General features: G+C 52.1%; 22 protein-coding genes, 1 tRNA gene and 1 other RNA gene. 12 read left to right on the top strand and 12 right to left on the bottom strand.

What is annotated here, in order from left to right:
• Positions 1–22 precede the first annotated feature (22 nt).
• The 3 genes from JNC80_RS03055 to JNC80_RS03045 form a co-directional block, all read right to left on the bottom strand.
• Positions 23–1,834 (bottom strand): extracellular solute-binding protein, encoded by a 1,812-nt coding sequence (locus JNC80_RS03055; RefSeq protein WP_376709634.1) that lies wholly within the window; start codon positions 1,832–1,834, stop codon positions 23–25.
• A gap of 146 nt (positions 1,835–1,980) precedes the next feature.
• Entirely contained in the window at positions 1,981–2,205 is a 225-nt protein-coding gene (locus JNC80_RS03050; RefSeq protein ID WP_028233806.1) for an alkylphosphonate utilization protein, read from the bottom strand.
• 69 nt (positions 2,206–2,274) lie between these two features.
• Positions 2,275–2,955 carry a c-type cytochrome gene (locus tag JNC80_RS03045; RefSeq protein ID WP_116088717.1) on the bottom strand — a complete coding sequence of 227 codons (681 nt, stop codon included), beginning with the start codon at positions 2,953–2,955 and terminating at the stop codon, positions 2,275–2,277.
• A 181-nt stretch (positions 2,956–3,136) separates the two neighbouring features.
• On the opposite strand from JNC80_RS03045, the gene JNC80_RS03040 reads away from it, so the two are divergent.
• Both JNC80_RS03040 and JNC80_RS03035 read left to right on the top strand, forming a co-directional pair.
• Positions 3,137–3,880, top strand: coding sequence for a 3-deoxy-manno-octulosonate cytidylyltransferase (locus JNC80_RS03040; protein ID WP_376709474.1), 744 nt, complete (start codon positions 3,137–3,139; stop codon positions 3,878–3,880).
• A 49-nt stretch (positions 3,881–3,929) separates the two neighbouring features.
• Positions 3,930–4,796 carry a prephenate dehydratase gene (locus tag JNC80_RS03035; RefSeq protein ID WP_376709473.1) on the top strand — a complete coding sequence of 289 codons (867 nt, stop codon included), beginning with the start codon at positions 3,930–3,932 and terminating at the stop codon, positions 4,794–4,796.
• Positions 4,797–4,845: 49 nt separating this feature from the next.
• Here JNC80_RS03035 and nudC read toward each other — a convergent pair whose 3' ends face one another.
• Together nudC and JNC80_RS03025 are read right to left on the bottom strand one after the other, a co-directional pair.
• Positions 4,846–5,793 (bottom strand): NAD(+) diphosphatase, encoded by a 948-nt coding sequence (gene nudC, locus JNC80_RS03030; RefSeq protein WP_376709472.1) that lies wholly within the window; start codon positions 5,791–5,793, stop codon positions 4,846–4,848.
• 23 nt (positions 5,794–5,816) lie between these two features.
• The gene (locus JNC80_RS03025; RefSeq protein WP_028233805.1) at positions 5,817–6,227 is read right to left on the bottom strand and encodes an HIT domain-containing protein; all 411 of its coding nucleotides are present in this window, start codon (positions 6,225–6,227) and stop codon (positions 5,817–5,819) included.
• A gap of 158 nt (positions 6,228–6,385) precedes the next feature.
• On the opposite strand from JNC80_RS03025, the gene ffs reads away from it, so the two are divergent.
• From ffs to JNC80_RS03000, 5 genes are all read left to right on the top strand, one after another.
• Positions 6,386–6,482: signal recognition particle sRNA small type (ffs, locus tag JNC80_RS03020), an RNA gene on the top strand.
• A gap of 221 nt (positions 6,483–6,703) precedes the next feature.
• The gene (locus JNC80_RS03015; RefSeq protein ID WP_376709633.1) at positions 6,704–8,548 is read left to right on the top strand and encodes a DNA polymerase III subunit gamma/tau; all 1,845 of its coding nucleotides are present in this window, start codon (positions 6,704–6,706) and stop codon (positions 8,546–8,548) included.
• Positions 8,549–8,621: 73 nt separating this feature from the next.
• Positions 8,622–8,945, top strand: coding sequence for a YbaB/EbfC family nucleoid-associated protein (locus JNC80_RS03010; RefSeq protein WP_022711615.1), 324 nt, complete (start codon positions 8,622–8,624; stop codon positions 8,943–8,945).
• A gap of 81 nt (positions 8,946–9,026) precedes the next feature.
• Positions 9,027–9,632, top strand: coding sequence for a recombination mediator RecR (gene recR, locus JNC80_RS03005; RefSeq protein ID WP_075654014.1), 606 nt, complete (start codon positions 9,027–9,029; stop codon positions 9,630–9,632).
• A 60-nt stretch (positions 9,633–9,692) separates the two neighbouring features.
• Complete coding sequence (locus JNC80_RS03000) at positions 9,693–10,970, top strand: lytic murein transglycosylase (RefSeq protein WP_376709471.1); 1,278 nt, start codon at positions 9,693–9,695, stop codon at positions 10,968–10,970.
• Here JNC80_RS03000 and JNC80_RS02995 read toward each other — a convergent pair.
• Positions 10,954–11,841 carry a LysR family transcriptional regulator gene (locus JNC80_RS02995; RefSeq protein WP_376709470.1) on the bottom strand — a complete coding sequence of 296 codons (888 nt, stop codon included), beginning with the start codon at positions 11,839–11,841 and terminating at the stop codon, positions 10,954–10,956. The two genes, JNC80_RS03000 and JNC80_RS02995, sit on opposite strands and share 17 nt — an antisense overlap.
• A 105-nt stretch (positions 11,842–11,946) precedes the next feature.
• Between JNC80_RS02995 and JNC80_RS02990 the strand changes: the two genes are divergently transcribed.
• Positions 11,947–12,963, top strand: a complete 1,017-nt coding sequence (locus JNC80_RS02990; RefSeq protein ID WP_376709469.1) for a YeiH family protein — start codon at positions 11,947–11,949, stop codon at positions 12,961–12,963.
• A 141-nt stretch (positions 12,964–13,104) separates the two neighbouring features.
• Here the strand turns inward: JNC80_RS02990 and JNC80_RS02985 are convergent, their stop codons facing one another.
• The 4 genes from JNC80_RS02985 to aroA form a co-directional block, all read right to left on the bottom strand.
• Positions 13,105–13,848, bottom strand: a complete 744-nt coding sequence (locus JNC80_RS02985) for a glycoside hydrolase family 108 protein (RefSeq protein WP_376709468.1) — start codon at positions 13,846–13,848, stop codon at positions 13,105–13,107.
• A gap of 274 nt (positions 13,849–14,122) precedes the next feature.
• A complete protein-coding gene (gene rpsA, locus JNC80_RS02980; RefSeq protein ID WP_022710244.1) occupies positions 14,123–15,823 on the bottom strand; it encodes a 30S ribosomal protein S1 in 1,701 nt (566 codons plus the stop codon).
• A 176-nt stretch (positions 15,824–15,999) separates the two neighbouring features.
• Positions 16,000–16,641: a (d)CMP kinase gene (gene cmk / locus JNC80_RS02975; RefSeq protein WP_376709466.1), complete on the bottom strand. Its 642-nt coding sequence runs from the start codon at positions 16,639–16,641 to the stop codon at positions 16,000–16,002.
• Between the two features lie 5 nt (positions 16,642–16,646).
• The gene (aroA, locus tag JNC80_RS02970) at positions 16,647–17,999 is read right to left on the bottom strand and encodes a 3-phosphoshikimate 1-carboxyvinyltransferase (protein WP_376709464.1); all 1,353 of its coding nucleotides are present in this window, start codon (positions 17,997–17,999) and stop codon (positions 16,647–16,649) included.
• A 349-nt stretch (positions 18,000–18,348) separates the two neighbouring features.
• Here aroA and JNC80_RS02965 point away from each other — a divergent pair, with 349 nt between their 5' ends.
• Both JNC80_RS02965 and JNC80_RS02960 read left to right on the top strand, forming a co-directional pair.
• The gene (locus JNC80_RS02965) at positions 18,349–18,741 is read left to right on the top strand and encodes a TIGR02300 family protein (RefSeq protein ID WP_028233465.1); all 393 of its coding nucleotides are present in this window, start codon (positions 18,349–18,351) and stop codon (positions 18,739–18,741) included.
• 265 nt (positions 18,742–19,006) lie between these two features.
• Positions 19,007–19,082, top strand: a tRNA-Ala gene (locus tag JNC80_RS02960).
• 153 nt (positions 19,083–19,235) lie between these two features.
• On the opposite strand, the gene JNC80_RS02955 is transcribed toward JNC80_RS02960, so the two are convergent.
• Complete coding sequence (locus JNC80_RS02955) at positions 19,236–19,448, bottom strand: hypothetical protein (RefSeq protein ID WP_376709461.1); 213 nt, start codon at positions 19,446–19,448, stop codon at positions 19,236–19,238.
• A gap of 151 nt (positions 19,449–19,599) precedes the next feature.
• Between JNC80_RS02955 and JNC80_RS02950 the strand changes: the two genes are divergently transcribed.
• Entirely contained in the window at positions 19,600–20,865 is a 1,266-nt protein-coding gene (locus tag JNC80_RS02950) for an NAD(P)/FAD-dependent oxidoreductase (RefSeq protein ID WP_376709460.1), read from the top strand.
• A 143-nt stretch (positions 20,866–21,008) separates the two neighbouring features.
• On the opposite strand, the gene JNC80_RS02945 is transcribed toward JNC80_RS02950, so the two are convergent.
• On the bottom strand, positions 21,009–22,658 hold the full coding sequence (locus JNC80_RS02945; RefSeq protein WP_116087131.1) for an FMN-binding glutamate synthase family protein: 1,650 nt from the start codon (positions 22,656–22,658) through the stop codon (positions 21,009–21,011).
• 1,240 nt (positions 22,659–23,898) lie between these two features.
• On the opposite strand from JNC80_RS02945, the gene JNC80_RS02940 reads away from it, so the two are divergent.
• The gene (locus JNC80_RS02940) at positions 23,899–26,475 is read left to right on the top strand and encodes a DNA translocase FtsK (RefSeq protein ID WP_445482804.1); all 2,577 of its coding nucleotides are present in this window, start codon (positions 23,899–23,901) and stop codon (positions 26,473–26,475) included.
• The last annotated feature ends 267 nt before the right edge of the window (positions 26,476–26,742 follow it).

The raw sequence follows: 26,742 nt of genomic DNA, 5'->3' as shown, positions 1-26,742 counted from the left end.
GACCAAATCAGAGCGAACCATTTTATGGTTTAGGCTTTACCCACCAGGAGAACGGATCAATCCCGGCATAATCAGGCTGCTTGTCCGGAAGGCCGAATTTGTTCCAATAGGCAACATTGATTGTATCGGAATACCATTGCGGCACGGTGTAATAATTCCACAGCAGCACGCGGTCGAGGGCGCGGGTGGCAGCCACCAGCTCGTCGTGATCTTTGGCATAGACAACGCGGTCGATCAGCTTGTCGATGGCCGGATTTTTGATACCGGCATAGTTTTTGCTGCCTTTCAGATCAGCAGACTGAGTACTCCACATCTCCCGCTGTTCATTGCCGGGTGACTGGCTCTGCGCCACAACCGTGGAGATAATGTCGTAATCGAAGTCATTCACCCGTGCCTGATATTGCGCATCATCAACAACGCGTAGTGACGCATTGATGCCGACGCGGCGCAGATTGTTGATATACGGATTTACAACGCGCTCTTCGTTCGGATTATTGGTCAGGAATTCGAGAGTAAACACCTCGCCTTTGTCATTGGTGAGCTTGCCGTCCTTCACCGCCCAGCCGGCTTGTGCAAACAGATCAATGGCATGGCGCAGATTGGTGCGCATGGCCTGCGGCGTGTCGAAGACCGGCAGCTTATACGGCTTGGTGAAAACAGCATCCGGAATTTCCCCGCGCACGGTTTCCAGAATTTTCAGCTCCTCAGGGGAGGGCATGCCGGATGAGGCCAGATCAATACCGGCAAAATAGCTTTCAATCCGCTTATACTGATTAAAAAACAGCAGACGGTTCATGCTTTCAAAATCAAACACCCAGTTGAGTGCTTCACGAACCCGTACATCCTGAAATTTGGCTTTGCGGGTATTCAGAAACGCGCCCTGCATACGTCCTGCCGCATGAAACGGGAAACTGGCTTTGATAACATCGCCGCGCTCCACAGCCGGAAAATTATATTGTTCTTTCCAGCGCTGAGCTATGTTTTCCAGACGGAAATCATAGATGCCGCCTTTTTTGAAGGCTTCCCATGTCGCGTCATTGTTCAGAAAATATTCGTATTTGACCTGATCGAAATTATTGCGTCCGACATGGGTCGGCTGGTCTTTACCCCAGTAATCCTCTGCGCGTTGCCAGATGATGGATTTACCCGGATTAACGGAGGCGATTTTATAGGCGCCGGAGCCGAGCGGAATTTCGAGAGTGGAGCGGCTGATATCACGCTGCTTGCCATTTTTATCTTTGCCTTGCCACCAATGTTTCGGCAGTACGACGAGATCACCCATAATGTTCGGCAATTCGCGGTTACCGCTCTTGTCAAAGGTGAAGGTGACTTCATTGTCGCCGGTTTTCTCGGCTTTCACGACGTCCGCATAATAGCGGTTATAGAGCGGGGATTGTTTCTTCAGCGTCTCGAAAGACCAGATCACATCTTCCACAGTAATCGGGGTCTTGTCATGCCATGCTGCTTTCGGATTGATGCGGAATTTTACCCAGGAAAAATCATCCGGATATTGCATGGCTTCGGCAATCATCCCGTAGGATGTCGAGCTCTGATCCATCGACTGATCCATCAGCGTGTCATAAAGCATACCGCCGCCGAAATTGGCGAGACCGGCAGCCGCAACACCCTGCACCACATAGGGGTTCAGCGTATCAAATGAACCGACAGCAACCTGATTGAGCGTACCGCCTTTAGGCGCATCAGGATTGACGTAGTCGTAATGTTTAAAGCCTGCGGCATATTTAGGCTCACCTGTCAGGCTGTTGGCATGGCGCCATGGCAAATCCTGAGCGGAAGCGAGGCTGCTATACAGCCCCAAACCTGCAAGAAGCATAATCCGCAATGCTGTTTTCATTCCGCCACCCGATAGTTTGCTCACAAAAATACGCTTCCACTTTAATGATCCCTGTATGAATTAAAAGGGAAAGCGGGCAGAAGCAGAGCAAAAATCGGAAGTGGCGGATTAAATCTTTGTAATAATCAGGCTTTTTTGACGAATTCGGTTTTCAGAACCAGACCTTTGACCTGTTTGGTGTTGCATTCAACTTCACCGTCGCGGCCGTTGAGACGGACATTTTTCACCAAGGTGCCACGCTTGATAGTTTCAGATGTGCCTTTGACTTTGAGGTCTTTGATGAGGGTGACAGAGTCACCGTCCTGCAGCTGGGTGCCGTTGCTGTCGCGTACAATTGGTTCATCAGACATGAGACATTTTCCTTCAAAATAAAAGCCGGGCATTAAGCCCGGCTTGATAATATTCAAATGATCTTAAGATCAGTTGGCGGGCTGCGTTGCCGGTGCTTCCGGTGCGGCAGGTGCCGGAGTTTCTGTTGCCGGTGCAGCCGGAGCTTCAGCAGGCTTTTCTTCTGCCGGTTTTGGTGCTTCAGCAGGTGCGGCAGCTTCCGGTGCAGGCAACGGCGCAGGATTGTCAGACAGCGAGCGCAGATAAGCAATCAGATCAGCGCGTTCATTGTCTTTTTTGTCGCCGGCAAAGCCCATAGCTGTGCCTTTGATATAGCCTTTAGGCGAGGTCAGGAACTTATTGAGATGCTCATAATCCCAGACTTCTTTGCCGCCCTGTGAAAATTCTTTCATGGCTGCGGAATAGCTGAAACCTTCAACGGTCGCCATCGGACGGTTCACAACATCCCAGAGATGCGGACCGACTTTGTTCGCGCCGCCTTTTTCACTCGTATGGCAGGCTGCACAGCGTTTGAACACTGTTGCACCGCGTGCAGGATCAGCTGATGCCAGCAAGGTTGCAATCGGAACAGCAACAGCTGCTTCCTTGCCACCGGCTGCCGGTGCGCCGCCTTCTGCAGCTGCAATTTCATAACCGGCTTTTTCAGGATGCGAGGTCGAGAAAATCGCATCGGATGAAATACCAATAGTCATTACAACAAAAACTGTGGCCAGAAAGGCCATGATAAACTTGTTGGACTGAGACGATTCCATGTGGCCGCTAGCGCTCCTCTTCCCCAACGCCTTTAGCTTGGCGGTAATTATTGATACGTCTTAGGGGAGGGTTGCCCTCCATTGCTGACTTTCGCCGGAAACTAGGTCTTTTACTTGGCGCTGGCAACACCTATAAGAACTGCAGTACCCGTGACTTTTTGACACTTTCGGATGAATAGCCATGTCTAAGCCGTTTAAATCGCTGATCCTGATCCCCGCCCGCATGGCCTCAACCCGTCTTCCGGGCAAGCCGCTGGCCGACATTGCCGGCAAGCCGATGATCGTGCATGTGGCCGAGCGTGCAGTCGCATCCGGTCTGGGACGCGTAGTTGTTGCAACGGATAGTGCAGAGATTAAAACGGCTGTCGAGGCGCACGGGCTTGAAGCAGTGATGACACGCAGCGATCATGAATCCGGTTCGGACAGGATTTATGAGGCTTTGCAAACTATTGATCCGAATAAAGAATTTGATGCGGTTATCAATGTTCAGGGTGACCTGCCAGTGATTGATCCGGCACTGATTAAAACCGCTTTGCAGCCGCTGATTGACGGGCCTGCGGATATCGCCACCCTTGGTGTTGAGATCACAGATCCCCAAGAGAAGACCAATCCGAATGTGGTGAAGATCGTCGGCTCGCCGCTGGCCGGTGCCAATAAATTGCGCGCGCTTTATTTTACCCGCGCCACTGCGCCTTATGGCGATGGCCCGCTTTACCATCATATCGGTCTTTATGCCTATCGCCGTGCGGCACTGGAAAAATTTGTCGCGCTCGGGCCTTCGGTTCTGGAATTGCGTGAAAAACTGGAACAGCTGCGGGCTCTGGAAGCGGGTATGCGAATCGATGTGGAAGTGGTTCAATCCTTCCCGCTCGGTGTGGATACACCGGATGATCTGGAAAAGGCGCGTCAGTTTCTGTCCCGCTGAAATTCAGGGAAAACAGAGAAGCATTTTATAAATAGTCAAAGGCACCAAAATGGCAGCGAAGACCAATAAAATATCGTTTCAGGGTGAACCGGGAGCAAATTCCGATACGGCCTGCCGCAATATGTTTCCGACGATGGAGCCGCTGCCATGTGCGACTTTTGAAGATGCATTTAATGCCGTGGAAAATGGCGAAGCCGATCTGGCGATGATTCCGATTGAGAATACGCTGGCCGGACGTGTTGCGGATATTCATCATCTTTTGCCGGAATCACGTCTGCATATTATCGGCGAATATTTCCTGCCGATCCATTTTCAGCTGATGGTGCTGCCGGGCACCAAAATGGAAGATATCAAAAGCGTTCACAGCCATATTCATGCGCTGGGACAATGCCGTAAAATCATTCGCGGCAATGGCTGGAAACCGGTGATTGCCGGTGATACCGCAGGCGCTGCCCGTCAGGTGGCGGATCTGGTCGATAAGAGCAAGGCGGCCTTAGCACCATTGCTGGCCGCAGAACTCTACGGGCTGGAAATCCTGCAGCATAATGTCGAAGACGCGGAAAACAATATTACGCGCTTTGTTGTGCTGTCCAAACAAGAGCAATGGGCACCGCGCAAGTCACCGGACGAGCTGATGGTGACGACTTTTGTATTCCGCGTGCGCAACGTTCCAGCAGCGCTTTATAAGGCGATGGGCGGTTTTGCGACCAATGGCATCAACATGACCAAGCTGGAAAGCTACCAGATCGGCGGTACTTTCATGGCAACACAGTTCTATGCGGATATTGAAGGCCATCCGGATGACCGATCCGTGCAGCTGGCACTGGAAGAACTGGCCTTCTTCACCAAGGAAGTGCGTATTGTCGGTGTTTATCCGGGCAGTGAAAACCGCAAGCAACTGCTTGCAGCTGAATAGCGGAAAGTAAAACAGTTTGAAAAAAGCGCCGGAGTGATCCGGCGCTTTTTTATTTGTCTGAACACTCTACCCAATGACGGATCAGGGCGCTGGCGATGGCACCGGCAGGTGGTGTGCGTAAGCCTTGAGCATGGACATTATCCAGCATTGCTCTTGCCTCATCGCGGGTAAACCAGCGTCCGTCTTCCAGCTCCTCATAGTCGAGCGTGATCTGATCGGACAAGCCTTGCGCAAAACAGCCGATCATCAGGGAATAGGGAAACGGCCATGGCTGGCTGGCATGATAAGTGACCTGTCCGACGGGCAGGCCTGATTCTTCGCGCACTTCACGCCGGACAGCATTTTCAATCGTCTCACCCGGTTCCACAAAACCGGCAAGGCAGGAATAGGTCAGCGGAGCAAAATGCGGGCTTCGTGCAAGCAGACAAGCGTCGCTATTGTCGGTTTTGCGGGTGACCAGCATAATCACCACTGGATCAGTGCGTGGAAAATGCTCGGCATTGCAGGAGGTGCATACCCGTTTGAAACCGCCGATCCGCATTTCTGTCCGATTGCCGCACCGCCCGCAAAAGCGATGGGTTTTATGCCATGCAAGAAGCGCAGCCCCTTGCGCAACCATACCGCTCAGCGCAGGTGGCAAAAGATGATGCGTATAGAGTGCGCGATATTCCGAGGCTTCATAAGGCGCAGGAAGTGCCTCCGCGCCCAGTCCGGTGTCGAGTGCAAAATAGGCAATGCCCTCTGCTTCACCCAGCAAAATCAGATTGTCACCGGCAGATAAATCCGCGCCATTTTGCAGGGCGCGTCGCTCCGCATGGCTGAACAAGGCACGCTGTTCCGGTGCGTCCTGCTTCAAAATAATCTTATTGCCGGCAAAAAGCAGAAATTGCGCATCCGGATCAGCCAATGCTTTGGCTAAACTTGTTTCGTCCCGTTTCTCGGCCTGCGGGTCAAGTGTCCTGCCGGCAAAGCCAAGACCATGGTTATTATCTGTCATGTAATAAACTCAGGCAGCCAAAATCAGGCAGAAAGACGGTCGCGCAAATCACTGATGAGCTTGCTTGCTTCTTCGTCCGTATAAGGTTCACGTGTGCCATGTCCCCAGACCGGACCCGGCCATGCCGCATCACCGCTGTTGCGTGCAACAATGTGAATATGCAGCTGGCGCACAATATTGCCGAGCGCACCACTGTTGATTTTCTCGCAGCCGGTCGCTGTTTTCATGGCTTCGGCAACCATAGAAGTCTCAAAGCTGAGCATGGTCTGATCGAGCGGGGTCAGCTCGTGAATTTCAGACATATCCGCACGTTGCGGCACAAGGATCAGCCATGGCCAACGCTTGTCATTCATCAGTAAAAGCTGGCACAGGCCAAGCGGGCCGATAGGAAAGCTGTCATTTTGCAGGCGTTGATCGAGGGCGAAATCTGGCATGATGCGGTGCCTTTGTGAGGGATATTGTTCTTGTCCGGCAGTTTTTGCGGTTAGTCTGGAACTATTCAAACATAAAATGCATGAAAATAATCTATATTTTTTTATCTCAGCTTATTTGAGCCTTGCATTTTGTGTTCAAATTTCCGATATGAAGCGCGGGAGGTTGGTGGTGGACGTACCACTCGCCAACCGGGTCAGGTCCGGAAGGAAGCAGCCCTAACGAGCTCGGCACGGGTCATCGTGCCAGCCTCCCACCTTTTTCTCCCCTGAAAATCAGATTGTTGTGCACGGAAAAGCTAAGTTTTCCGAGAGACCGCTTTCTGTTTTCAATCGGCTGACGATCTGTGCTACAGCAGTGAAGCTTGGAGCAGTTCCAGTTGTGATGAACTGTTGGAACCGCTCTAATTATTGTTTTACGCATTTGCCTCAAGCAAAACCGGTTCCCACTTTTGCTGGAAATGCTTTAAAGACGGGATCTGAAGGAGCGCGCGAAATCCATGGATAATAAACCGGCAGACAACGCCTATCGCGTTCTCGCCCGTAAATACCGCCCGCAGAATTTTGATGATCTTTATGGTCAGGAGCCGATGGTGCGCACCCTGACCAATGCTTTTGAAGCAGGACGTATTGCGCAGGCATGGATGCTGACCGGTGTGCGTGGGGTGGGTAAGACCACAACGGCGCGTATTCTGGCGCGCGGCCTGAATTATAAAACCGATACGATTGATCAGCCGAGTGTGCATCTGACCGAATTGGGTGAGCACTGTCAGGCGATTATGGAAGGCCGCCATGTCGATGTGATCGAGATGGATGCTGCCTCGCATACCGGTATTGATGATATTCGTGAGATTATTGAGCAGGTGCGTTACCGTCCGGTTTCTGCCCGTTATAAAGTCTATATCATCGATGAGGTGCATATGCTCTCTAATCAGGCTTTCAACGGCCTGCTGAAGACATTGGAAGAGCCGCCGCCGCATGTGAAGTTTATTTTTGCGACCACAGAAATCCGCAAAGTGCCGATTACTGTTCTGTCGCGCTGTCAGCGTTTTGATCTGCGCCGCATTGAATCCGGCACATTGACCAGTCTGTTGCGCAAAATCACCGGCCTTGAAAATGTGCAGGCTGACGACACAGCACTGGCGATGATTGCCCGTGCCGGAGAGGGTTCTGCACGCGACAGCCTGTCGATTCTTGATCAGGCGATTGCGCATGGCAACGGCGCAGTCGATAGCCAGACTGTGCGTGAAATGCTCGGCCTTGCCGACCGTGCGCGCATTATTGACCTGTTTGAAATGCTGATGCGCGGTGATGTGGCGGGTGTGCTGAAAGAATTCCGCGCGCAATATGATGTGGGTGCTGATCCTTCCGTTGTGCTGAGCGATCTTGCGGATTTCAATCATCTGGTCACACGCCTGCGTTTCACACCGGAAGTTGCGCAGGATATGTCGCTATCGGAAGATGAGCGGGTGCGTGGTGCTGAATTTGCCAAAACATTGTCGATCCGCGCCTTGTCGCGCTGCTGGCAGATGTTGCTCAAAGGTATTCATGAGGTGGAAACCTCATCACGTCCGGTGCAAGCGGCAGAAATGTTGCTGATCCGTTTGGCGCATTCTGCTGATCTGCCGACACTGGACGAGGCGCTGAAAGCTATTGCCAATGGCCACACTGGCGGCAGTTCTGCACCATCGGCTCCGCAAGGCGGCGGTGGTAATGGCTCCGGTGGTGGGACTACTGCTTATGCTTCCGCTGATGCGGTTTCCGGCCAGATGGTGCAGCGTCAAAATAATGGTGGCGCCGCTCTTCGATTGGCAGAGCCAACTGCACAGCCGGTGATGCAGCCGCAAGCCATTGCCCAGCCAAAAGCAGAACCTGCTCCGCAGGCAGTGCGCATCCGCGACCTGAATGACATCGTCAATCTGGCAGGCAATAAGCGTGATCTGCAGTTCAAAGTGTTGGTCAAAAATTTCGTACGGCTGGTTTCCATCGGCCAGAATCGTATGGAAATTGCGCTGACTGAACATGCGCCGAAAACACTGGCTACAGATATGGCTCAGCGCTTGCTTGACTGGACGGGGGAGCGCTGGATGGTTTCGGTTGCCCGTGATGGTGGCGGCCAGACCGTGGCTGAGGTAGAAACCGCAAGACGCGAAGAGCTGGTGACAGATGCCCGCGCTGATCCGGATGTGGCGGCGATTCTTGCGAAATTTCCGGGTGCTAAAATCATCGACGTGCGTATTACCACGCCGGATGACGACACGGATTTGGAAATGCAAATGCCGGATCCGGGCGTGGATAGCGGCGATTTGGATGATGACGATTAATTATAGCTGCGGTTGAAACGACCAAAGCTATGAACCATTTATTGAAAAAGAGTAATTCGAGGAGTTCTGCCACATGCGTGACATGATGGGGATGCTGAGCAAAGCAAAAGAAATGCAGGCCAAAATGCAGGCTATGCAGGAAGAAATCGCGCAGATGGAAGTCAGCGCTACTTCCGGTGGTGGCCTGGTCAGCCTGACCCTGCTTGGCAAGGGTACATTGACTAGCCTGAAAATTGATCCGTCGCTGCTCAAAGAAGGCGAAGGCGAAATTCTGGAAGACCTGATTATTGCTGCGCATAATGATGCAAAAGCCAAACTGGAAGCAATGATGGCTGAAAAGACACAGGCGCTGACCGCCGGTCTGCCAATCCCTCCGGGCATGAAACTGCCGTTTTAAGGCGACAGATTATCCATACATCATGTGATTATAAATTAACGCCCGATTCTATTCGGGCGTTAAATGTTTTAAGTCTTCACTATGTCAAAACGAATCGCCGGTCCTGAAATTGAACGTCTGATCCAGCTTCTTGCCCGTGTGCCGGGGCTCGGGCCCCGTTCTGCACGCCGTGCCGCGCTGCATCTGATTAAGAAAAAAGATGCATTGCTGGTGCCGCTTGGCTCTGCCATGCAGGAAGCTGCAGAAAAGGTACGTATCTGTTCCTGCTGCGGAAATGTGGATACCAGTGATCCCTGTACAGTCTGCGAAGATCCGCGCCGTGATCCTTCCACACTGATCGTTGTTGAAGATGTATCCGACCTCTGGGCGCTGGAGCGCGCTGGCACCATGAATGTGCGTTATCATGTGCTGGGCGGCCGTTTGTCGCCGCTTGATGGTGTGGGGCCGGATGATCTCAATATTAAAGGTCTGATCGAGCGCGTCACCGGCGGTGAGATTAAAGAGATTATTCTTGCCGTCAATGCCACGGTCGAAGGGCAGACCACAGCGCATTATATCACCGATCAGCTCGACGGTATGGATGTGAAAATCACCCGTCTTGCTCATGGTGTGCCGGTCGGTGGCGAGCTGGATTATCTTGACGAGGGGACATTGGCAGCGGCTTTGCGCGCCAGAACAACATTATAAAACCTGACCTACCGATTTTTTATCCAAGTTTCAGGTGGATTTTGTATAACAGGAGCAGCCATGCAGAAGACTTTCCTCCGTCAGGCTCTTGTGGTGTTCAGCCTGTTTGGTGCTGCCGTACCTCTCACCACGACAGTGGCGCAGGCGCAGACTTATTCTGCTGCACTCCAATCCAAAACCAATGCGGCCTTTCAGCAATGGCTGGAGAATGATCTGTGGCCGCAGGCGCAACAGCGCGGTATCAGCCGCAGCGTGTTCAATCAGTCTTTATCCGGTGTGCAGCTGAACTGGAAACTGCCTGATCTGGTACCGCCCGGCACCAAGCCGCAAACACCAAAACAGCAGACACAGTCTGAATTCGGTTCACCCGCCAATTATTTCCGCAAAGGCACAGTTGATTCCGTTGTCAGCAATGGCAAGGTGAAGCTCAATGCCCATAAGAGCCTGTTAGCGAAAATCGAGCGTGATTTCGGCGTGCCTGCCGGTATTGTTGTCGCTGTCTGGGGACGTGAATCAGCCTTCGGCTCGGTAAAAATTCCTTACAACGGTTTTGAAGTGCTTGCGACCAAAGCCTTTATGGCAACCCGCAAGGATATGTTCCGTGCGGAATTACTGGCAGCGCTCGAAATTGTGCAGAAGGGCTATATGGATAGTGCACATCTGAAAAGCTCTTGGGCGGGTGCGCTCGGTCAGCCGCAATTCATGCCGACCTCTTACTTAAAACATGCCGTCGATTATGACGGTGACGGACGGCGCGATATCTGGAACTCCGTGCCGGACACACTGGCTTCTATTGCTGCCTATTTGCAGCATTTCGGCTGGCAGAAAGGCCGCGACTGGGGCTTTGAGGTCAATGTGCCGCAAAATGTCTCCTGCTCACTGGAAGGGCCGGATCAGGGTAAGAGCTTCAAAGACTGGTCGGCACTGGGTGTCACTCGTGTGAATGGCAAGGCGTTCCCTGCACAGGAAATGGGGCAGGAGGGCTTTCTGCTGATGCCTGCCGGTCGCCACGGGCCTGCATTTATTGTGACGCAGAATTTCTACGTGCTGAAAAACTATAATATGAGCGATCTCTATGCGCTGTTCATCGGTCATGTCTCTGACCGGATGAGCTATGGTGCCGGTGATTTTCAGCAAGGCTGGGGTGCTGTCGGTGGACTTTATCGCTCCGATGTCGCTGATATGCAGAAACGTCTGCAAAAGCAGGGCTATGATGTCGGCAAGCCGGATGGTCTGGCCGGATTTAAAACCCGTCGCTCTATCGGTGTCTGGCAGGCAAAGAACGGCCAGCCTGCCACCTGTTTTCCTGATAAGGCGCTGGTCAAGGCAATCCGCTGATAATCATCTTATATAGCGCTTTAAAGGCATGGCTCTGGTAGCGCTCGCGGTGGTTCAGAAGCCAGAATTGCCGTGGTGGCAGCGTAAACGGCACTTGTTTCAATGTGCCTGCTGCCAGATGCGGGCGGGCTGCTAGGGCGGACAACACAGTAGCGTAATTGCCTGCTGTCAGTGCGGAGCAGATTGCCTCGTTGGACGGCAGTTCCAGCGCCAGCGGTAAATTCGCCGGATCGCAGCCTTGCTCGCGCAAGTAAGTTTCAAAGACGGCGCGGGTGCCCGAGCCTTGTTCGCGCAAAATCCAGAAACTTTCGCTCAGTTGTTCTGCCGGCAAAGTTTCAAGCTGTGCCCACGGATGTGCGGGATTGACGACTGTAATCAGTTCGTCATAGGCAACCGGTTCTTTATGCAGCAGCGCGTCATTAGTCTCTGCTTCAATAAATCCCGCATCTGCCAGTCCCTCCCGTAAAGCTTCAACCACCTGCTCGCTATTGCCGATGGAGAGCTTCAGTTCAATCTGCGGATAGGCGGTATGAAACCGTGCCAGCAGTGGCGGCAGCCAGTAGCTGGCCGTAGTCTGGCTGGCATAAATATGCAGGCTGCCACGCTGCAGGCCGGTAATTTCGGTTAGTGTCAATTCGGCAGCCTGCGCACGGGCAAGCACGGCCTCGGCTTCATGCAGAAAAATACGCCCCGTTTCGTTCAGCTCAATGCGTCTGCCGATGCGGTTGAACAGTTGCGTTGCATAGCGCTCTTCCAGCGCTTTAATCGCTGCGCTGACCGCTGATGGTGTCAGATGCAGGCTTTCGGCCGCTCGGGTCAGGTGCTGCTGACGGGCGACTTCCGCAAATATCCGTAATTGTTCAAGGGTCATGGCGCTCAATCGTTCGATTTTACTGAATGAAATATACCATATTTTCAAATGGAATGAATGGTTGAAATAAGCGATAGAATTGGAAAAATTATCGGAATAGCAGTCATGCCACACAAGCTTCGTTCTAATTTCTCCCGCATTTTACCCGGATTTATGCTCTGCCTTCTGGTCAGTATCGCTGCCTATACTCTGGAATATATCGAGGCGCACTATTTCGGGCGGGCATGGCTGGAATCAATCGTGCTGGCTATTCTGATAGGCGCCGCAGTGCGTTCACTGTTCAGCCTTTCCGGCCGGTATCATGCAGGCATCCAGTTCTCATCCAAGATGGTTCTGGAAATTGCGATTGTGCTGCTCGGGGCATCCATCAGTGCGGAAGCGGTGATGCAGGCAGGGCCAGCTTTGATTGGCGGGATTGCCGGCGTTGTGATGCTGTCGATTGGTATCAGCTATTCAATCGGCCGGATGATGCGCCTGTCGCATCGCATGGCTGTGCTGGTGGCTTGCGGTAATTCTATCTGCGGTAACTCGGCAATCGCCGCCACAGCACCGGTGATCGGTGCAAATAGTGATGATGTGGCCTCGTCGATTGCCTTTACAGCTGTGCTGGGTGTTGTCGTTGTTTTGTGTCTGCCTTTGCTGGTGCCGCTGCTGAATATGTCTGCCGCGCAATATGGTATTCTGGCAGGCCTGACAGTCTATGCGGTGCCGCAGGTCTTGGCCGCAACAGCCCCTGTGGCCGCATTGAGTGTGCAGATCGGTACATTGGTCAAGCTGGTGCGTGTGCTGATGCTGGGGCCGGTTATTGTGGCAATCGGTGTAATCGGCGCGAAGTCAGGTGGTGCCCGTCCGAAGCTGTCGCAGATGGTACCATGGTTTATTCTCGGTTTTCTCGGAATGATGGCGCTGCGCAGCCTGTCTCTGATCCCGCAAGCGGCGCTGCCACCGCTGCATGAAGCAAGTACAGCGCTGACAGTAATTGCTATGGCCGGTCTGGGATTGGGTGTGGATGTGCGTACGGTGATGAAGGCCGGTGGCCGTGTCACGCTGACCGCTGTCTTCTCCCTGCTGGCTTTGGGAGCAATCAGCCTGTCACTGATTGCTCTGCTGGGCGTGGCCTGATTTTTGCATCAAATTCTTAAACGCATATTGCCCGCCCGCTTTTAAACGGGCGGGCAACAGAGCATTTCCGGTTTATCTTGAATCATTGGAAATGCTCTGTTTCTTCTCTCGCGTATCTTCTCCGAAACCGGTTCCCACGTTTCAGTTCTTTCTGCGACTGAGGAAATACCACAGAACAGCAATGGTCAGAACAACCAGAATAACCGCGACAGCAATCTGAACGGGGCCATTGCCGGAGGCCATAGCGGTGATGCCGGTGACTGCACCGCTGAGCGGTGCCAGCGTTTCTGGTTTCTTGAGGATTGGCGGGATTGAAATTTTTGTTTCCCGCGGCTGATTTGGTTTTGTTTTTTTAGACTGGCCGGAAGCTTCATTGGCCAGAGCAAGGGAACGGTTGCGTACGCGTTTGACACGGGCGGTCCAGCCTTTGCCAAAAGTTTTGAAGGCAGAGAGTGTTTGCAGCCAGTTCTGCCGCAGGTCACAGAGATTATTGATGACAGAGGCAGGGTCGCGAAGATTGAGTGCGCTGAGTGTCTGATCGCCGATAATCCCGTCCTGAGAGGTTCCGGCAATTTTCTGCAGTGCTTTCGCGGCACGGGCAGGGCCGGAATTGATGGCAAAATCAAATACTGCATAGTCAATACCGGCGGGCAGCACATCGCCGGCGATTTTATCCCAATAATTTTTCTTATAAATGTCGGCTGCTGTCTTCTGACTGAGATTGCGGATATCGGCAGCAGATGCCTTTGTTCCCATCCATGCGGATAAGGTAGCCAGAGTGATCCCCATATTGGTGTGGCCACCCGGATCTGCCGGATGATTAACATATCCTCCTTCTTCTTCGAAGACATATGGCAAGACGTTTAAAAATGTCCCTTTTGCCATGGTGTTTCCTTTCGTTGAAATTTATTTTTAAAAATCAATGTATAAAATATAAAAATACTGCAGTACGATAAGTATATTAACTCAATTTAAAACGCGTGTGAAATTGTTTATTTAAAGTGTGAAATTATTTCATTTGTTGTTATTTTAATATTGCTGTTTTGTATTTGTATTGTTGTAATAAAAAAATCCCCCGCCGGATTGCTCCGGCGGGGGATTTTCAACTCTGGAATGAAACAGGACTCAGATCACAAGGACAAGTCCTGCTTAATCCATATTAGTTGTTTTCGGACTTCTTCATTGCTGCTGCAAGAATGTCGCCGAGCGATGCACCGCTGTCTGCGGAACCGTACTGAGCAACTGCTTCTTTTTCTTCAGCAATTTCGAGAGCCTTGATGGAAACCTGCAGCTTGCGGGTTTTCTTGTCGAAGGAGATAACGCGTGCGTCAACTTTCTGGCCAACGGAGAAACGCTCTGGGCGCTGCTCGTCACGGTCACGGGACAGATCCGAACGCTTGATGAAGCTTTCGATGTCGTGGTCAACCAGTTTAACTTCGATGCCGCCATCGGTGATGCCGGTTACTTCACAGGAAACAACTGCGTTTTTGCGCAGGTCGCCGGAAGAAGCTGCTTCACCAACGCTGTCGCCGGTCAGCTGCTTGATGCCGAGGGAGATACGTTCTTTTTCGATGTCTACATCGAGAACGACTGCCTTAACAACGTCACCTTTGTTGAACTCTTCGATAACCTGTTCGCCCGGACGGTTCCAGTCGAGATCCGACAGGTGAACCATGCCGTCTACATCGCCGTCGAGACCAATGAACAGGCCGAATTCGGTCTTGTTCTTGACTTCGCCTTCAACAACGCTGTTGGCTGGGTATTTCTGAGCAAAGGTTGTCCATGGGTTGTCGAGGGTCTGCTTGAGACCGAGCGAAATACGGCGCTTGACCGGATCCACTTCGAGCACAACAACTTCGACTTCCTGAGAGGTCGACAGGATTTTGCCTGGGTGTACGTTCTTCTTTGTCCAGGACATTTCAGAAACGTGGATCAGACCTTCGATACCTGGTTCGATTTCAACAAATGCACCGTAGTCAGTGATGTTGGTTACGTTACCGGTGATCTTTTTGCCGATCGGATATTTCGCACCGATGCCATCCCAAGGATCATTTTCCAGCTGCTTCATGCCCAGGGAAATACGATGTGTATCCTGGTTGATGCGGATGATCTGAACCTTAACCTGCTGACCGATGGTCAGGATTTCGGACGGATGGTTTACACGGCGCCATGCCATGTCGGTAACGTGCAGCAGGCCGTCGATGCCGCCGAGGTCAACGAACGCACCGTAATCGGTGATGTTCTTAACAACGCCGTCAACAACCTGACCTTCTTCAAGGTTCTGAACGATTTCAGAACGCTGTTCCGCACGGGATTCTTCCAGTACGGTACGGCGGGACACAACGATGTTGCCGCGACGCTTGTCCATTTTCAGGATTTCAAACGGCTGCGGGTTGTGCATCAGAGGGGTCACGTCGCGGATCGGACGAATGTCAACCTGTGAACGTGGCAGGAACGCAACGGCACCATCGAGATCAACGGTGAAACCACCCTTAACCTGATTGAAGATAACGCCATCAACGCGCTCACCTTTGCCGAATTTCTCTTCGAGGCGAACCCAGCTTTCTTCGCGGCGAGCTTTTTCGCGCGACAGAACAGCTTCGCCAAGCGCGTTTTCGATACGCTCAACGTAAACTTCTACTTCGTCGCCCGGCTTCATCGAGCCGTCTTTGCCCTTAGCGCCGAATTCCTTCAGCGGCACGCGGCCTTCAACTTTGAGACCTGCATCGATGATTGCCATGTCTTTTTCGATGGCAACAATACGGCCCTTAACAACATAACCTTCTGCAAGGTCATTATTGGCGAAGGACTCAGCCAGCAGAGCTTCAAAATCTTCGCGTGTCGGGTTAAAATCTGACATGTAGACTCCTGATGTATCCGTGAAATTCACGCGATACGGCGCCGGGGGTTGGTGTTTCGAGAAAGTCTGAAGACAAGCCGTTCTTAAAAAGAACAATCCGGCGCATGGCCTGAAAACAGACAATTTTTATATAAAAGACGCACAATTCGACGATTTTTCTGAAATTCAGACCAATGTCAGGCGCGCAATGCAGCATCTATCAGCTTTTTAGCTTCTAGAAATGCCGCTTCTATATCCATTTTACTGGTATCGATCAAGTGCGCATCGCTTGCAGGTTTTAAAGGCGAAGCAGAGCGGTTCATGTCGCGCTCATCACGGCGCTTCAGATCGTCCAGAACTTCATTATAATCCGCATCCGCGTTTTTTGCACGCATTTCATTAAAACGGCGCTCTGCACGCACTTCCGCTGAAGCGGTGATATAGAGTTTCACCGGTGCATCAGGGCAGACAACCGTGCCAATATCGCGGCCGTCCAGCACAGTGCCGGGCAGGTTTTCTGCGAATTTGCGCTGCGCTTCCACAAGGGCACGGCGCACTTCCGGCATGATGGCCACTTTCGAGGCTGCCTCCCCGATCTCATGGGCGGACAACACAGTGCGATCCAGCCCTTTGAGATCGAGTTCCTGTGCAGCGCGCGCAGCAATGGCCTCATCATCGAGCGGTAAGCCCTGATCAATCAGGGCTTTCGCAACTGCACGATAGGTGAGGCCGGTATCCAGATGGTGAAAACCGTAATGCTTGGCAAGATTGCGGGCCAGCGTTCCTTTGCCGGAAGCTGCAGGCCCGTCAATGGCGATGATAAAAGCTTTATCCTGCATTGCGGTTATTTGGCTCCGGCCATGCTGATATCCGCACCCAAACCACGCATCAGATCCATGAATTCAGGGAAGCTGGTTGCGATCATTGTGGCATCATCAACCGTTACCGGTTTTTGAGAGGCCAGACCAAGCACAAGGAAGCTCATGGCAATACGGTGATCGAGATGGGTGGCAACAGTGCCGCCGCCAAAACCCTTGCCGGACGGATTGCCGCGAACGCTCAGGCTCATCTCACCTTCTGTGCAGTCCACGCCATTGGCTTCAAGACCACGGGCAACCGCTGCAAGACGGTCTGATTCTTTGACACGCAATTCATCCAGACCATCCATAATGGTTTCACCTTCCGCAAATGCGGCGGCAATAGCCAGAACCGGATATTCGTCGATCATTGACGGTGCACGTTCAACCGGCACGGTGATGCCCGTTAGTTTTGACGAACGCACACGCAGGTCAGCCACATCTTCACCGCCTGCAAGGCGCGGATCGAGAATGTCGATCTGGGCACCCATTTCCTGCAAAGTGGTAATCAGGCCGGTGCGGGTCGGGTTCATCAGCACATTGCGGATGATAATATCCGAACCTTCGGTAATCAGCGCAGCAACCAGCGGGAAAGCGGTTGAGGACGGATCGCCCGGCACATCAATGATCTGGCCGGTGAGTTTGCCCTGACCGGTGATATGGATATGACGTACGCCGTCCTTGTCAGTTTCAACGCTCAAATCCGCGCCGAAACCCTGTAGCATCTTTTCTGTGTGGTCACGGGTCATCACCGGTTCAATAACCGTGGTCACGCCCGGCGTGTTGAGACCGGCCAGCAGAACGGCCGATTTTACCTGAGCCGAGGCCATTGGTACACGGTAACGGATCGGATTGGCGGTACGGGGGCCGCGTAATGTCAGCGGCAGACGGTCGCCTTCAGCGGCTTCAACCTGTACGCCCATTTCACGCAGCGGATTGAGCACACGTGCCATCGGACGTGAGGTGAGGGATGCATCGCCCAGAAATGAAGTTTTCATATCATAGGTGCCGACCAGTCCCATGGTCAGGCGTACACCGGTACCGGCATTGCCGAAATCCAGCGGGGTTTCTGATTCCAGCAGGCAGCCATTGCCGGTGCCGTTGATGATCCAGATATCGCCGTCCTTGCGGATTTGCGCACCCATAGCCTGCATGGCTTTACCGGTGGCCAGAATATCTTCGCCTTCCAGCAGGCCGGAAATGCGGGTTTCACCCGATGCAAGGCCGCCGAACATGAAAGAACGGTGAGAAATCGATTTATCGCCCGGAATACGGATATCGCCCTTCAGGTCGCGTGAGCGACGGGAGGTTGCGGGTTTGGAAACTTGAGAGTGAGACATAATATTACAGTCAGTTTATGCTGCCGTTTTTTAAGCTTTAAGCGCGTTTCAGACAGCGCGGTCAATCGAGGTGGCAAAGGTCTAGCATAGGTTTAGCCGCAGGTCATCCTGCAAACTGAGCGGAATTTATGCGGGCGGAAGCCTGTGCGGCATTGTGCGGAAAAAGCGGCGTATTTTCGCCACGAAATACCGCAAAGCAGCATGATTCAGCAAAACATGTGTCTTTAGCTTTGACAAAGGCATCGAAATCCGTTTATGCACCAAAAAACACCGAAAAGGCTTTCCGGTTTTATCTCTTGTTTCAGGAGATGTGCGGATGCCGCAGCCGGCACAACTTATGAGGCTTGACGTGGCAAAATCTGAACTTGGCACAAAACGTATCGATCCGGAAACGGGCAAGAAATTTTATGATCTGAATAAGGACCCGATTGTTTCTCCTTATACAGGCAAATCCTATCCGCTGTCTTATTTCGAAACCAGCGTTGATACCCGCGTGGAAGAAGAAGAGACAGAAACCGAAGAACTGGATACAGCACTGGATGCACCGGAATTCGTATCTCTGGAAGATGCGGATGATGAAGCAAAAGGCGACGACATTCCTGATCTGGATGATGACGATGATGTGGATCTCGGCGATGACGATGATCCGTTCCTGACCACAGATGACGAAGACGAAGACGATGATGATATGTCCGGTCTTCTCGGCGGTGGCGGCGGTGTTGGCGACGACGACGAAAGCTGATCGCCGGTCATTCCGAACCTGAATTGCAAATGCCCTGCACTGACACCAGTGCAGGGCATTTTGTTTTTTAGTGCCTTTGCACTGCGGAAATGATGTTTTGCTGCGGGATTTGCAAATAATTTGAATAACTTTGAAAGAGTTTGATTTTTGCTCTTGATCTTCCGTAAAAGGCAATTTATGTAGCCGTCACGAACAGATCACAATCTGCTTCGCACCACCGGAACCGACACTCAGGTCGGCATGTTTCAAAAACATGATCGGGAATGGGGCCATAGCTCAGCTGGGAGAGCGCTTGCATGGCATGCAAGAGGTCAGCGGTTCGATCCCGCTTGGCTCCACCAAAAAATCACAAAACATATTTATCAATAAAACAATGTCTTGAAAAAGATGCTCTGTTTGATTCTCCATATTCCGATCAAGGGTTCTGCCTTGTCTGAAAAGGAACCAACTGGCGTCAGTCACATGAAAACCTTCTGATTAAGATCAGAGCTTCATCAGAAATTCAGGTTCTTTGAGATTTGCCATTCATTATCGGCGTTCAGTTCTACGCGCTTGTTGCCTCGGTAGAAGATCGGATTTCCGTTTTTTTTATCCATGGAGAAACGGGTAGGGGCAAGCCTGTCGTCCTCGTAGCCGGTTGTCGCCAAGGCGAGTGCTTCTTTGAATTTACCGTCTTTGCATAGATTCTTAAAAAGGCTCAAATTCATTGGCTTGCTTCCAGTCATCCTTGTTGCTCAGACCTGCTTTTAGGAACTTCCTGCTCATTTAGCTATGCCTTAGGCATGGTTAATGCAGCATAGTGGCAAAATAGGTGGTATGTTTTCAGCCGAACAGATCTCATGCAGAACGGGATGCGTTATGAAAAAGAAGCTTGTGGTTATTGGTGCGGGTTTTGCTGGCCTGCAGGTCGTTCACGGGCTGAAAAATGCTGATATTGACATTACTTTGGTGGATCGCCGCAATCATCATCTTTTCCAGCCTTTGCTCTATCAGGTTGCAACCACCGTGCTTGCAACATCTGAAATAGCATGGCCGATCCGGCATCTTTTCCGTGATCGCCCGGAAGTGACAACTTTGCTTGATGAGGTTGTCGGTATTGACCGTGTTCATAAAACAGTGCGCCTGCGCAACAGTGCTGAATTGCCTTATGACATACTCGTTCTGGCAACGGGTGCACGCCACGCCTATTTCGGTAAAGATAAATGGGAAGCCTTTGCGCCGGGTCTGAAAACACTGGAAGATGCAACGACAATCCGCAGGCGCATGTTGCTGGCTTTTGAGCAGGCGGAACTGGAGGCGGATCCGGCCAAGCGTGAAGCATTGCTGACATTCGCGGTGATCGGTGCGGGGCCGACAGGTGTTGAAATGGCCGGTATGATTGCAGAACTTGCCCATCACACGCTGCCGCGCGAGTTTCGCCGTATTGATACACGTCAGGCTAAAGTTCTGCTGGTAGAAGCCGGAGCGCGTGTTTTGCCGAGCTTCAGCGAAGATCTATCCGGTTATGTCCGCAATGCACTGACAAAGCTCGGTGTCACCGTTCGTACCGGTGTGCCGGTCACAGCCTGTGATGAGAGTGGTATTACAATCGGTGAGGAGCCGATTGCCTGTCGTACAATCGTGTGGGCGGCCGGTGTGCAGGCGTCGCCTGCTGCGCAGTGGCTTGGAGCAGAATCGGATCGTGCGGGCAGGGTGGTTGTCACTAAGGATTTGCGGCTTGCGGATGATCCGTCAATTTTTGTGATCGGTGATACGGCCTTGGTCAAATGGGGTGAGGATCAATCCGTGCCCGGCATTGCTCCCGCTGCCAAACAACAGGGTAGCTTTGTTGCAAAATGCATTCGTGCCATGCTGAAAGGCGCGCCTGCACCTGAAATATTCACATATCGCCATCAGGGCAATCTGGCGACAATCGGCCGAAAAGTTGCTGTTATCGAATTCGGAAAATTCAAGCTGAAAGGCATTCTGGCGTGGTGGATATGGGGGCTTGCCCATATCTATTTTCTGATCGGAACGCGTTCACGACTTGCAGTCGCGTGGAGTTGGCTCTGGATTTATCTGAGCGGATTACAAAGCGCCCGTCTCATCACGCAAAAAGAAACCATGCGTGATCCTGAAGTTTGAAGATATAAAAATCCCGCCCCAAGCATTTCCAGCAAAAGTGCGAAGCGCCTCCGCAGGGAAATCAGTTCGCCGGACTGATTTCTTTTCCTGCTGTGATGCGTCGGACAATGCGTGAAAGCAAAAGATGGGCGGGATTTTTAATATCAGGCAGCGATTTTTCGGCGCATAAACGGTCCATGCGGGATTTCCGGCGGCGCAAAAGTTTCTGCAGAAGCGCGATCCCAGCGGCTGTACCAGTCAGACAGCTCCTCAATTTCAGGGCCGGAGACCAGAAAGCCGTTTGGCAGATACGGATAGACTTCATTACCGTCGAGGAATTCATTGTCCTTTTGACGGAACATGAAATGATAAGGCATGAAGTCACGCGGATCACTAAGACCAGCCGCACCGGCAAGCTCACCCAGAGCATGCATCGTATTGCGGTGGAAACGTGCAACACGGTTGCTCTTATCGCCGACATCGATCGCACGCTGACGTAACGGATCCTGCGTGGCAATACCGACAGGGCAGGTATTGGTGTGACAGGACTGTGCCTGAATGCAGCCGACAGCAAACATGAAGCCGCGTGCCGAATTACACCAGTCAGCGCCCAGAGCAAAAGTACGGGCAATATCAAAGGCCGAGACGATTTTACCGGCCGCACCGATTTTGATCTCGTGACGGATACCTGCACCGCGCAACGTATTATGGACAAAGGTCAGACCTTCAAGCATCGGCATACCAACACGGTTGGCAAATTCCAGCGGAGCCGCGCCGGTGCCGCCTTCTTTACCGTCAACGACGATGAAATCAGGATAAATACCGGTTTTCAGCATGGCCTTGACCATCGACATGAATTCACGGCGGTGACCGATACACAGTTTGAAGCCGACAGGCTTGCCGCCGGAGAGTTCACGCAGCTGACCGATAAATTTCATCATGCCGATCGGTGTGGAGAAAGTATTATGGGCAGGCGGTGAGATGCAATCCTTGCCCATCGGAATGCCGCGTGCCTCAGCAATTTCCGGTGAGATTTTCTTGGCTGGCAGCATACCGCCATGACCGGGTTTTGCGCCCTGACTGATTTTCAGCTCGATCATTTTGACCTGAGGATCAGCGGCCTGAACGGCAAATTTCTCCGGTGAGAATGTGCCGTCATCATTACGGCAGCCAAAATAACCGGATGCAACCTGATAGATCAGATCGCCACCGCCTTCGCGGTGGTAACGGCTGATACTGCCTTCGCCGGTATCATGGGCAAAACCACCAATTTTCGCACCTTTGTTCAAAGCAAGAATGGCATTGGCAGAAAGCGCACCGAAGCTCATGGCCGAAATATTATACAGGCTGGCATCATAAGGCTGTTTGCAGGCAGAGCCGCCGATACGGACACGGAAATCCGTATCCTTAATCACCATGGGAACAGCAGAATGGGTCAGCCATGCATAGCCGGAACTATAGACATTTTCGATCGTGCCGAACGGACGTTTGTCCTCAACGCCTTTGGCGCGCTGATAAACTAGACCGCGGATTTCGCGGCTGAACGGTTCCTCATCGCGGTCGCCTTCAATAATATACTGGCGCAGTTCCGGACGGATACTTTCGAGAATAAAGCGCATATGCCCGATGATCGGGTAATTGCGCAGAATTGCGTGTTTGGACTGAAAAATATCATAGACGCCCAGCCCAAGCAGTGAGCTTGAGACGGCAGTGATGATAAGGAGCCATTCGCTGTAAAAGACTGCCCCGATAAAAGAGGCAATGGTCAGGAGCGCAACACAAGTGAGAACTGCATAACGCTGATAAGAGAGCATGATTGTCACCATCTTTATATGAGCCTGAACGGGGCGCTCTTCACGGGAAAGAGTCGGTTGCCCGACCGGTTGGCGTCTCCTTAGCCCACCCGTTCAGCGATTGCGAGAGGGATTATTGCTTTGATGTGCAGGGATTTGAGGGAAAATTTGAGCAATTCATTGTGATTAAGCAGAAAACAGCTCTGTTTTCTGCTTAACACTGGTCTTTGCGGAGTATTTTCTTCCATAATCGGTTGCTGTGAGAAGCTGCAAATTATACCGGCCGGCTCATAATGCCTGACTGCTGCGCCTTTGCTTGTGGTTTACGCGTGTGAAGGCAGTGCAGAAATATTGTTGCGCATCGAAATCCTGCGTTACTCATCCGCTATATATTTGAAAGTATTTTATAAATTTAACATTTCACGCAAGAGAGACGGCTGATTTTCGTCTTTTCCGGTCGATCACAAATGCGATTTGGAAGGAACTTATTAACCTTCATTTTTTATTACTTTGTGGACAGAACTCAGTAGCGTATTTTTGGTTTTTCAGGTCCATGCGTATTCCCCGATCCAATTTCTCCATTGCAACGACTGACCGCTTTGCGGTTTCCGCTGACATGCGTGAACCGGTATCCCAGCCGCAGGAAATACAGAGGCCGGAACAATCTGCTTCTGGCGCTCCTGCACCCGTATCACAGCCGCAAGCGGAACATGTCGTTACAGAATCAGAGGTGGCGGAAATAATCTCCGTTGCCCCTCTCAGCTATGCTCCGGCGGTTGTGACAGAAGTCGCACCGGCAGCATCGACTGCCGCCCCTGTGCCCGTTACCCCGTCATACCCGCTTAGGAGTAAGCAGATGAGCAACAATTTTGCGGTTAAGCATTGGATGGATCAGGACAGATCCGTAAAGGCAGAAGAACAGACTGCGGTCGCGCAGCCTGCTGCGCAGGAACCTGTTGCAGCAGCTGTGCCTGCCGCGCCGCAGGCCGTATCTGCTCCTGTGCATCCGAAACCGGCCAATCCGACAATGACCGTGCCTAATCCGCATGTGGCCTATCAGGGCTTGTCTGTACGTGAGCAATTCGGCTCCGGCGAAAAGGTCTGGAAAAATGCTTTTGCTTTGGCCGAGAATGTGCGTTTTACCCGCACACCTGAAAATGAATTGCAGCGTTTGCGCGCCAAGCTGATTGAAGAATTCGGTGCGGAAGAAGAAGTGCAGCCATCTGCCCCTGTGCAGAAAGAAGCGGTCGTAACGCCTGTCATGCAGACTGCCGCCGCCGCTCCTGTGACTGCCCAGCCTGTTCGTACTGCGCCGGTTTTGCGCGGGCCTTCAAGCATGATTGTTGCTGCGCGTTTGCGCCTGCCGGTTGTTCCGGTTGCACCGCATGTTGAAGCTGCGACACCTCTGGCCGGTACCGTGCCGACGCCGGTGGTCTCAATCGTGCCGGAAGCCGAAGTGGTCAATGCTGTGGTTTCGTATCTGCCTGAGCTGCAGCAGCCTGTGTTTGCTGAACCTGTTGCTCCGGTTACTGAGACAGAGCAGGGCGGTTTGCAGCTGAGCCATTTGTCTGATTTTGCCTTCTGGGAATTTGCCGGATTGCCGGAAATTGCCCCTGCAGCGGAAGCTGTTGTTGAGGCAGTGACAGAACCGGCAGAAATGCCTGCACCTGTATTGGCACCTGTAGCCGTGATGCCTGTTGCGGAAGCGGCACCGGTTGCGGAAGAAAAATCAATTCTGAGCATGTTCCGCACCGTTGAATGGCGGCCGGCGCATGAAGAAGCACAGATTGCTGAAACCGTAGCGGAAACTGTTGCAGAAGCCGCAGTTGAGATTGAAGCTGAAACACCGGCACCGATTGCGGAAGCCGTGGCTGAGCTTGCAGAAACTGTTGCTGTTGCGGCGGAGCCTGCACAGACTGTCAGCAATCCGTTCCTGCCATCCTTTAGTTTTGGTCTGTCCGGTTATCAGATGCCGGTCTATTCAATTGCCACACAGGCATTGAATATGCAGCCGCCGCTGAATGCAGTGTCCGTACCGGTAGCAGAAGAAGCTGTGGGTGTTGCTGCCGAGCCGCTTGCAGAAATGCCAGCCGAAATAGTTGCTGAAACAATTGCTGAAGCAGTTGCTGAAACTGTGGTGGAAGATTGTGATCTGGTGCAGGAAACTGTGGCAGAACAGGAAGAAACGCCTGTCGCACCAACTGTTGCACCGGTAACATTCGCTGCCGCTCCTGCGCCGCGCAATCCGTCGGCCTCGATCAACTTGTCGATTTTCTCGCCAACAGCGATTGAAACCGGAACTGTAATGTCCGGTGAAGGTTATGAATATCCGCCTCGTGCTTTGTTGCAGGAGCCTGTTTATAAAGACGGTGCGATTATTTCGCAGGAAATGCTGGAGCGCAGCGCTGGTTTGCTGGAAAGCATTCTGGAAGATTTCGGTGTGCGTGGTGAAATCATCCATGTGCGTCCGGGTCCGGTTGTCACCCTCTATGAATTTGAACCGGCACCGGGTGTTAAATCCTCCCGCGTAATTGGTCTGGCTGATGATATTGCCCGTTCCATGTCGGCACTCTCTGCCCGTGTTGCAGTGGTTCCGGGCCGTAATGTGATCGGTATTGAACTGCCGAATTCGATCCGAGAAACCGTTTATTTCCGCGAACTGATTGAATCGCCTGCTTTCGAGCGCACCAATTGCCGTTTGGCGCTCTGCCTTGGCAAAACCATCGGCGGTGAGCCGGTAATTGCTGAGCTTGCAAAGATGCCGCATTTGCTGGTGGCCGGTACAACCGGTTCCGGTAAGTCGGTAGCCATTAATACGATGATCCTATCGCTGCTCTACCGTCTGAAGCCGGAAGAATGCCGCCTGATCATGATCGATCCGAAAATGCTGGAACTGTCGATCTATGACGGTATTCCGCATCTGCTCACTCCTGTCGTAACCGATCCGAAAAAGGCCGTCGTGGCACTGAAATGGACCGTGCGCGAAATGGAAGAGCGCTATCGCAAGATGTCGCGTCTCGGTGTGCGTAATATTGACGGCTACAATGCCCGTGCAGCTGCAGCGCGTGAAAAAGGTGAGACTGTTACCTGTACCGTTCAGGCAGGTTTTGACAAGGCGACCGGTGAAATCCTGTATGAAGAACAGGAAATGGATCTGACGCCAATGCCTTACATCGTCGTTATCGTCGATGAAATGGCCGACCTGATGATGGTTGCCGGTAAGGAAATCGAAGGTGCGATCCAACGTCTGGCGCAGATGGCGCGTGCGGCCGGTATTCACCTGATTATGGCGACACAGCGACCTTCTGTTGATGTGATTACCGGTACGATCAAGGCGAACTTCCCGACCCGTATTTCCTTCCAGGTGACGTCGAAGATTGACAGCCGTACCATTCTCGGTGAGCAGGGTGCTGAGCAACTGCTTGGTCAGGGCGATATGCTGCATATGGCCGGTGGCGGTCGTATTGTCCGCGTCCATGGTCCTTTCGTCTCCGATGAAGAAGTGGAAAAGGTCGTCAATCACCTGAAAGAACAGGGGCGTCCTGATTATCTGGCAACCGTAACTGCTGATGAAGAAGACACGGAAGCAGTTGAAGATGACAGTGCGGTCTTTGACAAGAGCGATATGGCATCCGACGACGGCGATGATCTCTACGAAAAGGCTGTCAAAGTGGTGTTGCGGGATAAAAAATGCTCGACATCCTATATCCAGCGCCGCCTGTCGATCGGTTACAATCGTGCCGCATCTCTGGTGGAGCGTATGGAGCAGGAAGGTCTTGTCGGCGCTGCCAATCACGTCGGTAAGCGCGAGATCATCGGCCAGAATGACGGTATGTAATCCGTTAAGCTGATCTGCTGTCTTTCAGCAAATAGAAATATCAATACTGCCCGCCGAAAAATATACCGGCGGGCAGTTTTTGTTTTTAAGCTATTAGATATATGTAAGTTATAATTTTATAATGTAATTCAGGTCGTTTTTATTGCGCGAAATATCATTTTGCGGAGATCTTGTTAAAAAATGACAGTTATTTGCTGTTGTTAAATGTGCCATCTTCACGTCATATTAACCATATGGGTGCATAAAGGGGAGGAGAACCCTGAGATG

It is taken from the genome of Pseudochrobactrum lubricantis (assembly GCF_041929865.1).
Lineage (GTDB): Bacteria > Pseudomonadota > Alphaproteobacteria > Rhizobiales > Rhizobiaceae > Pseudochrobactrum > Pseudochrobactrum saccharolyticum.
Note: the sequence above shows the minus strand (reverse complement) of the source record. Positions and strands in the feature narration are given on the sequence as shown.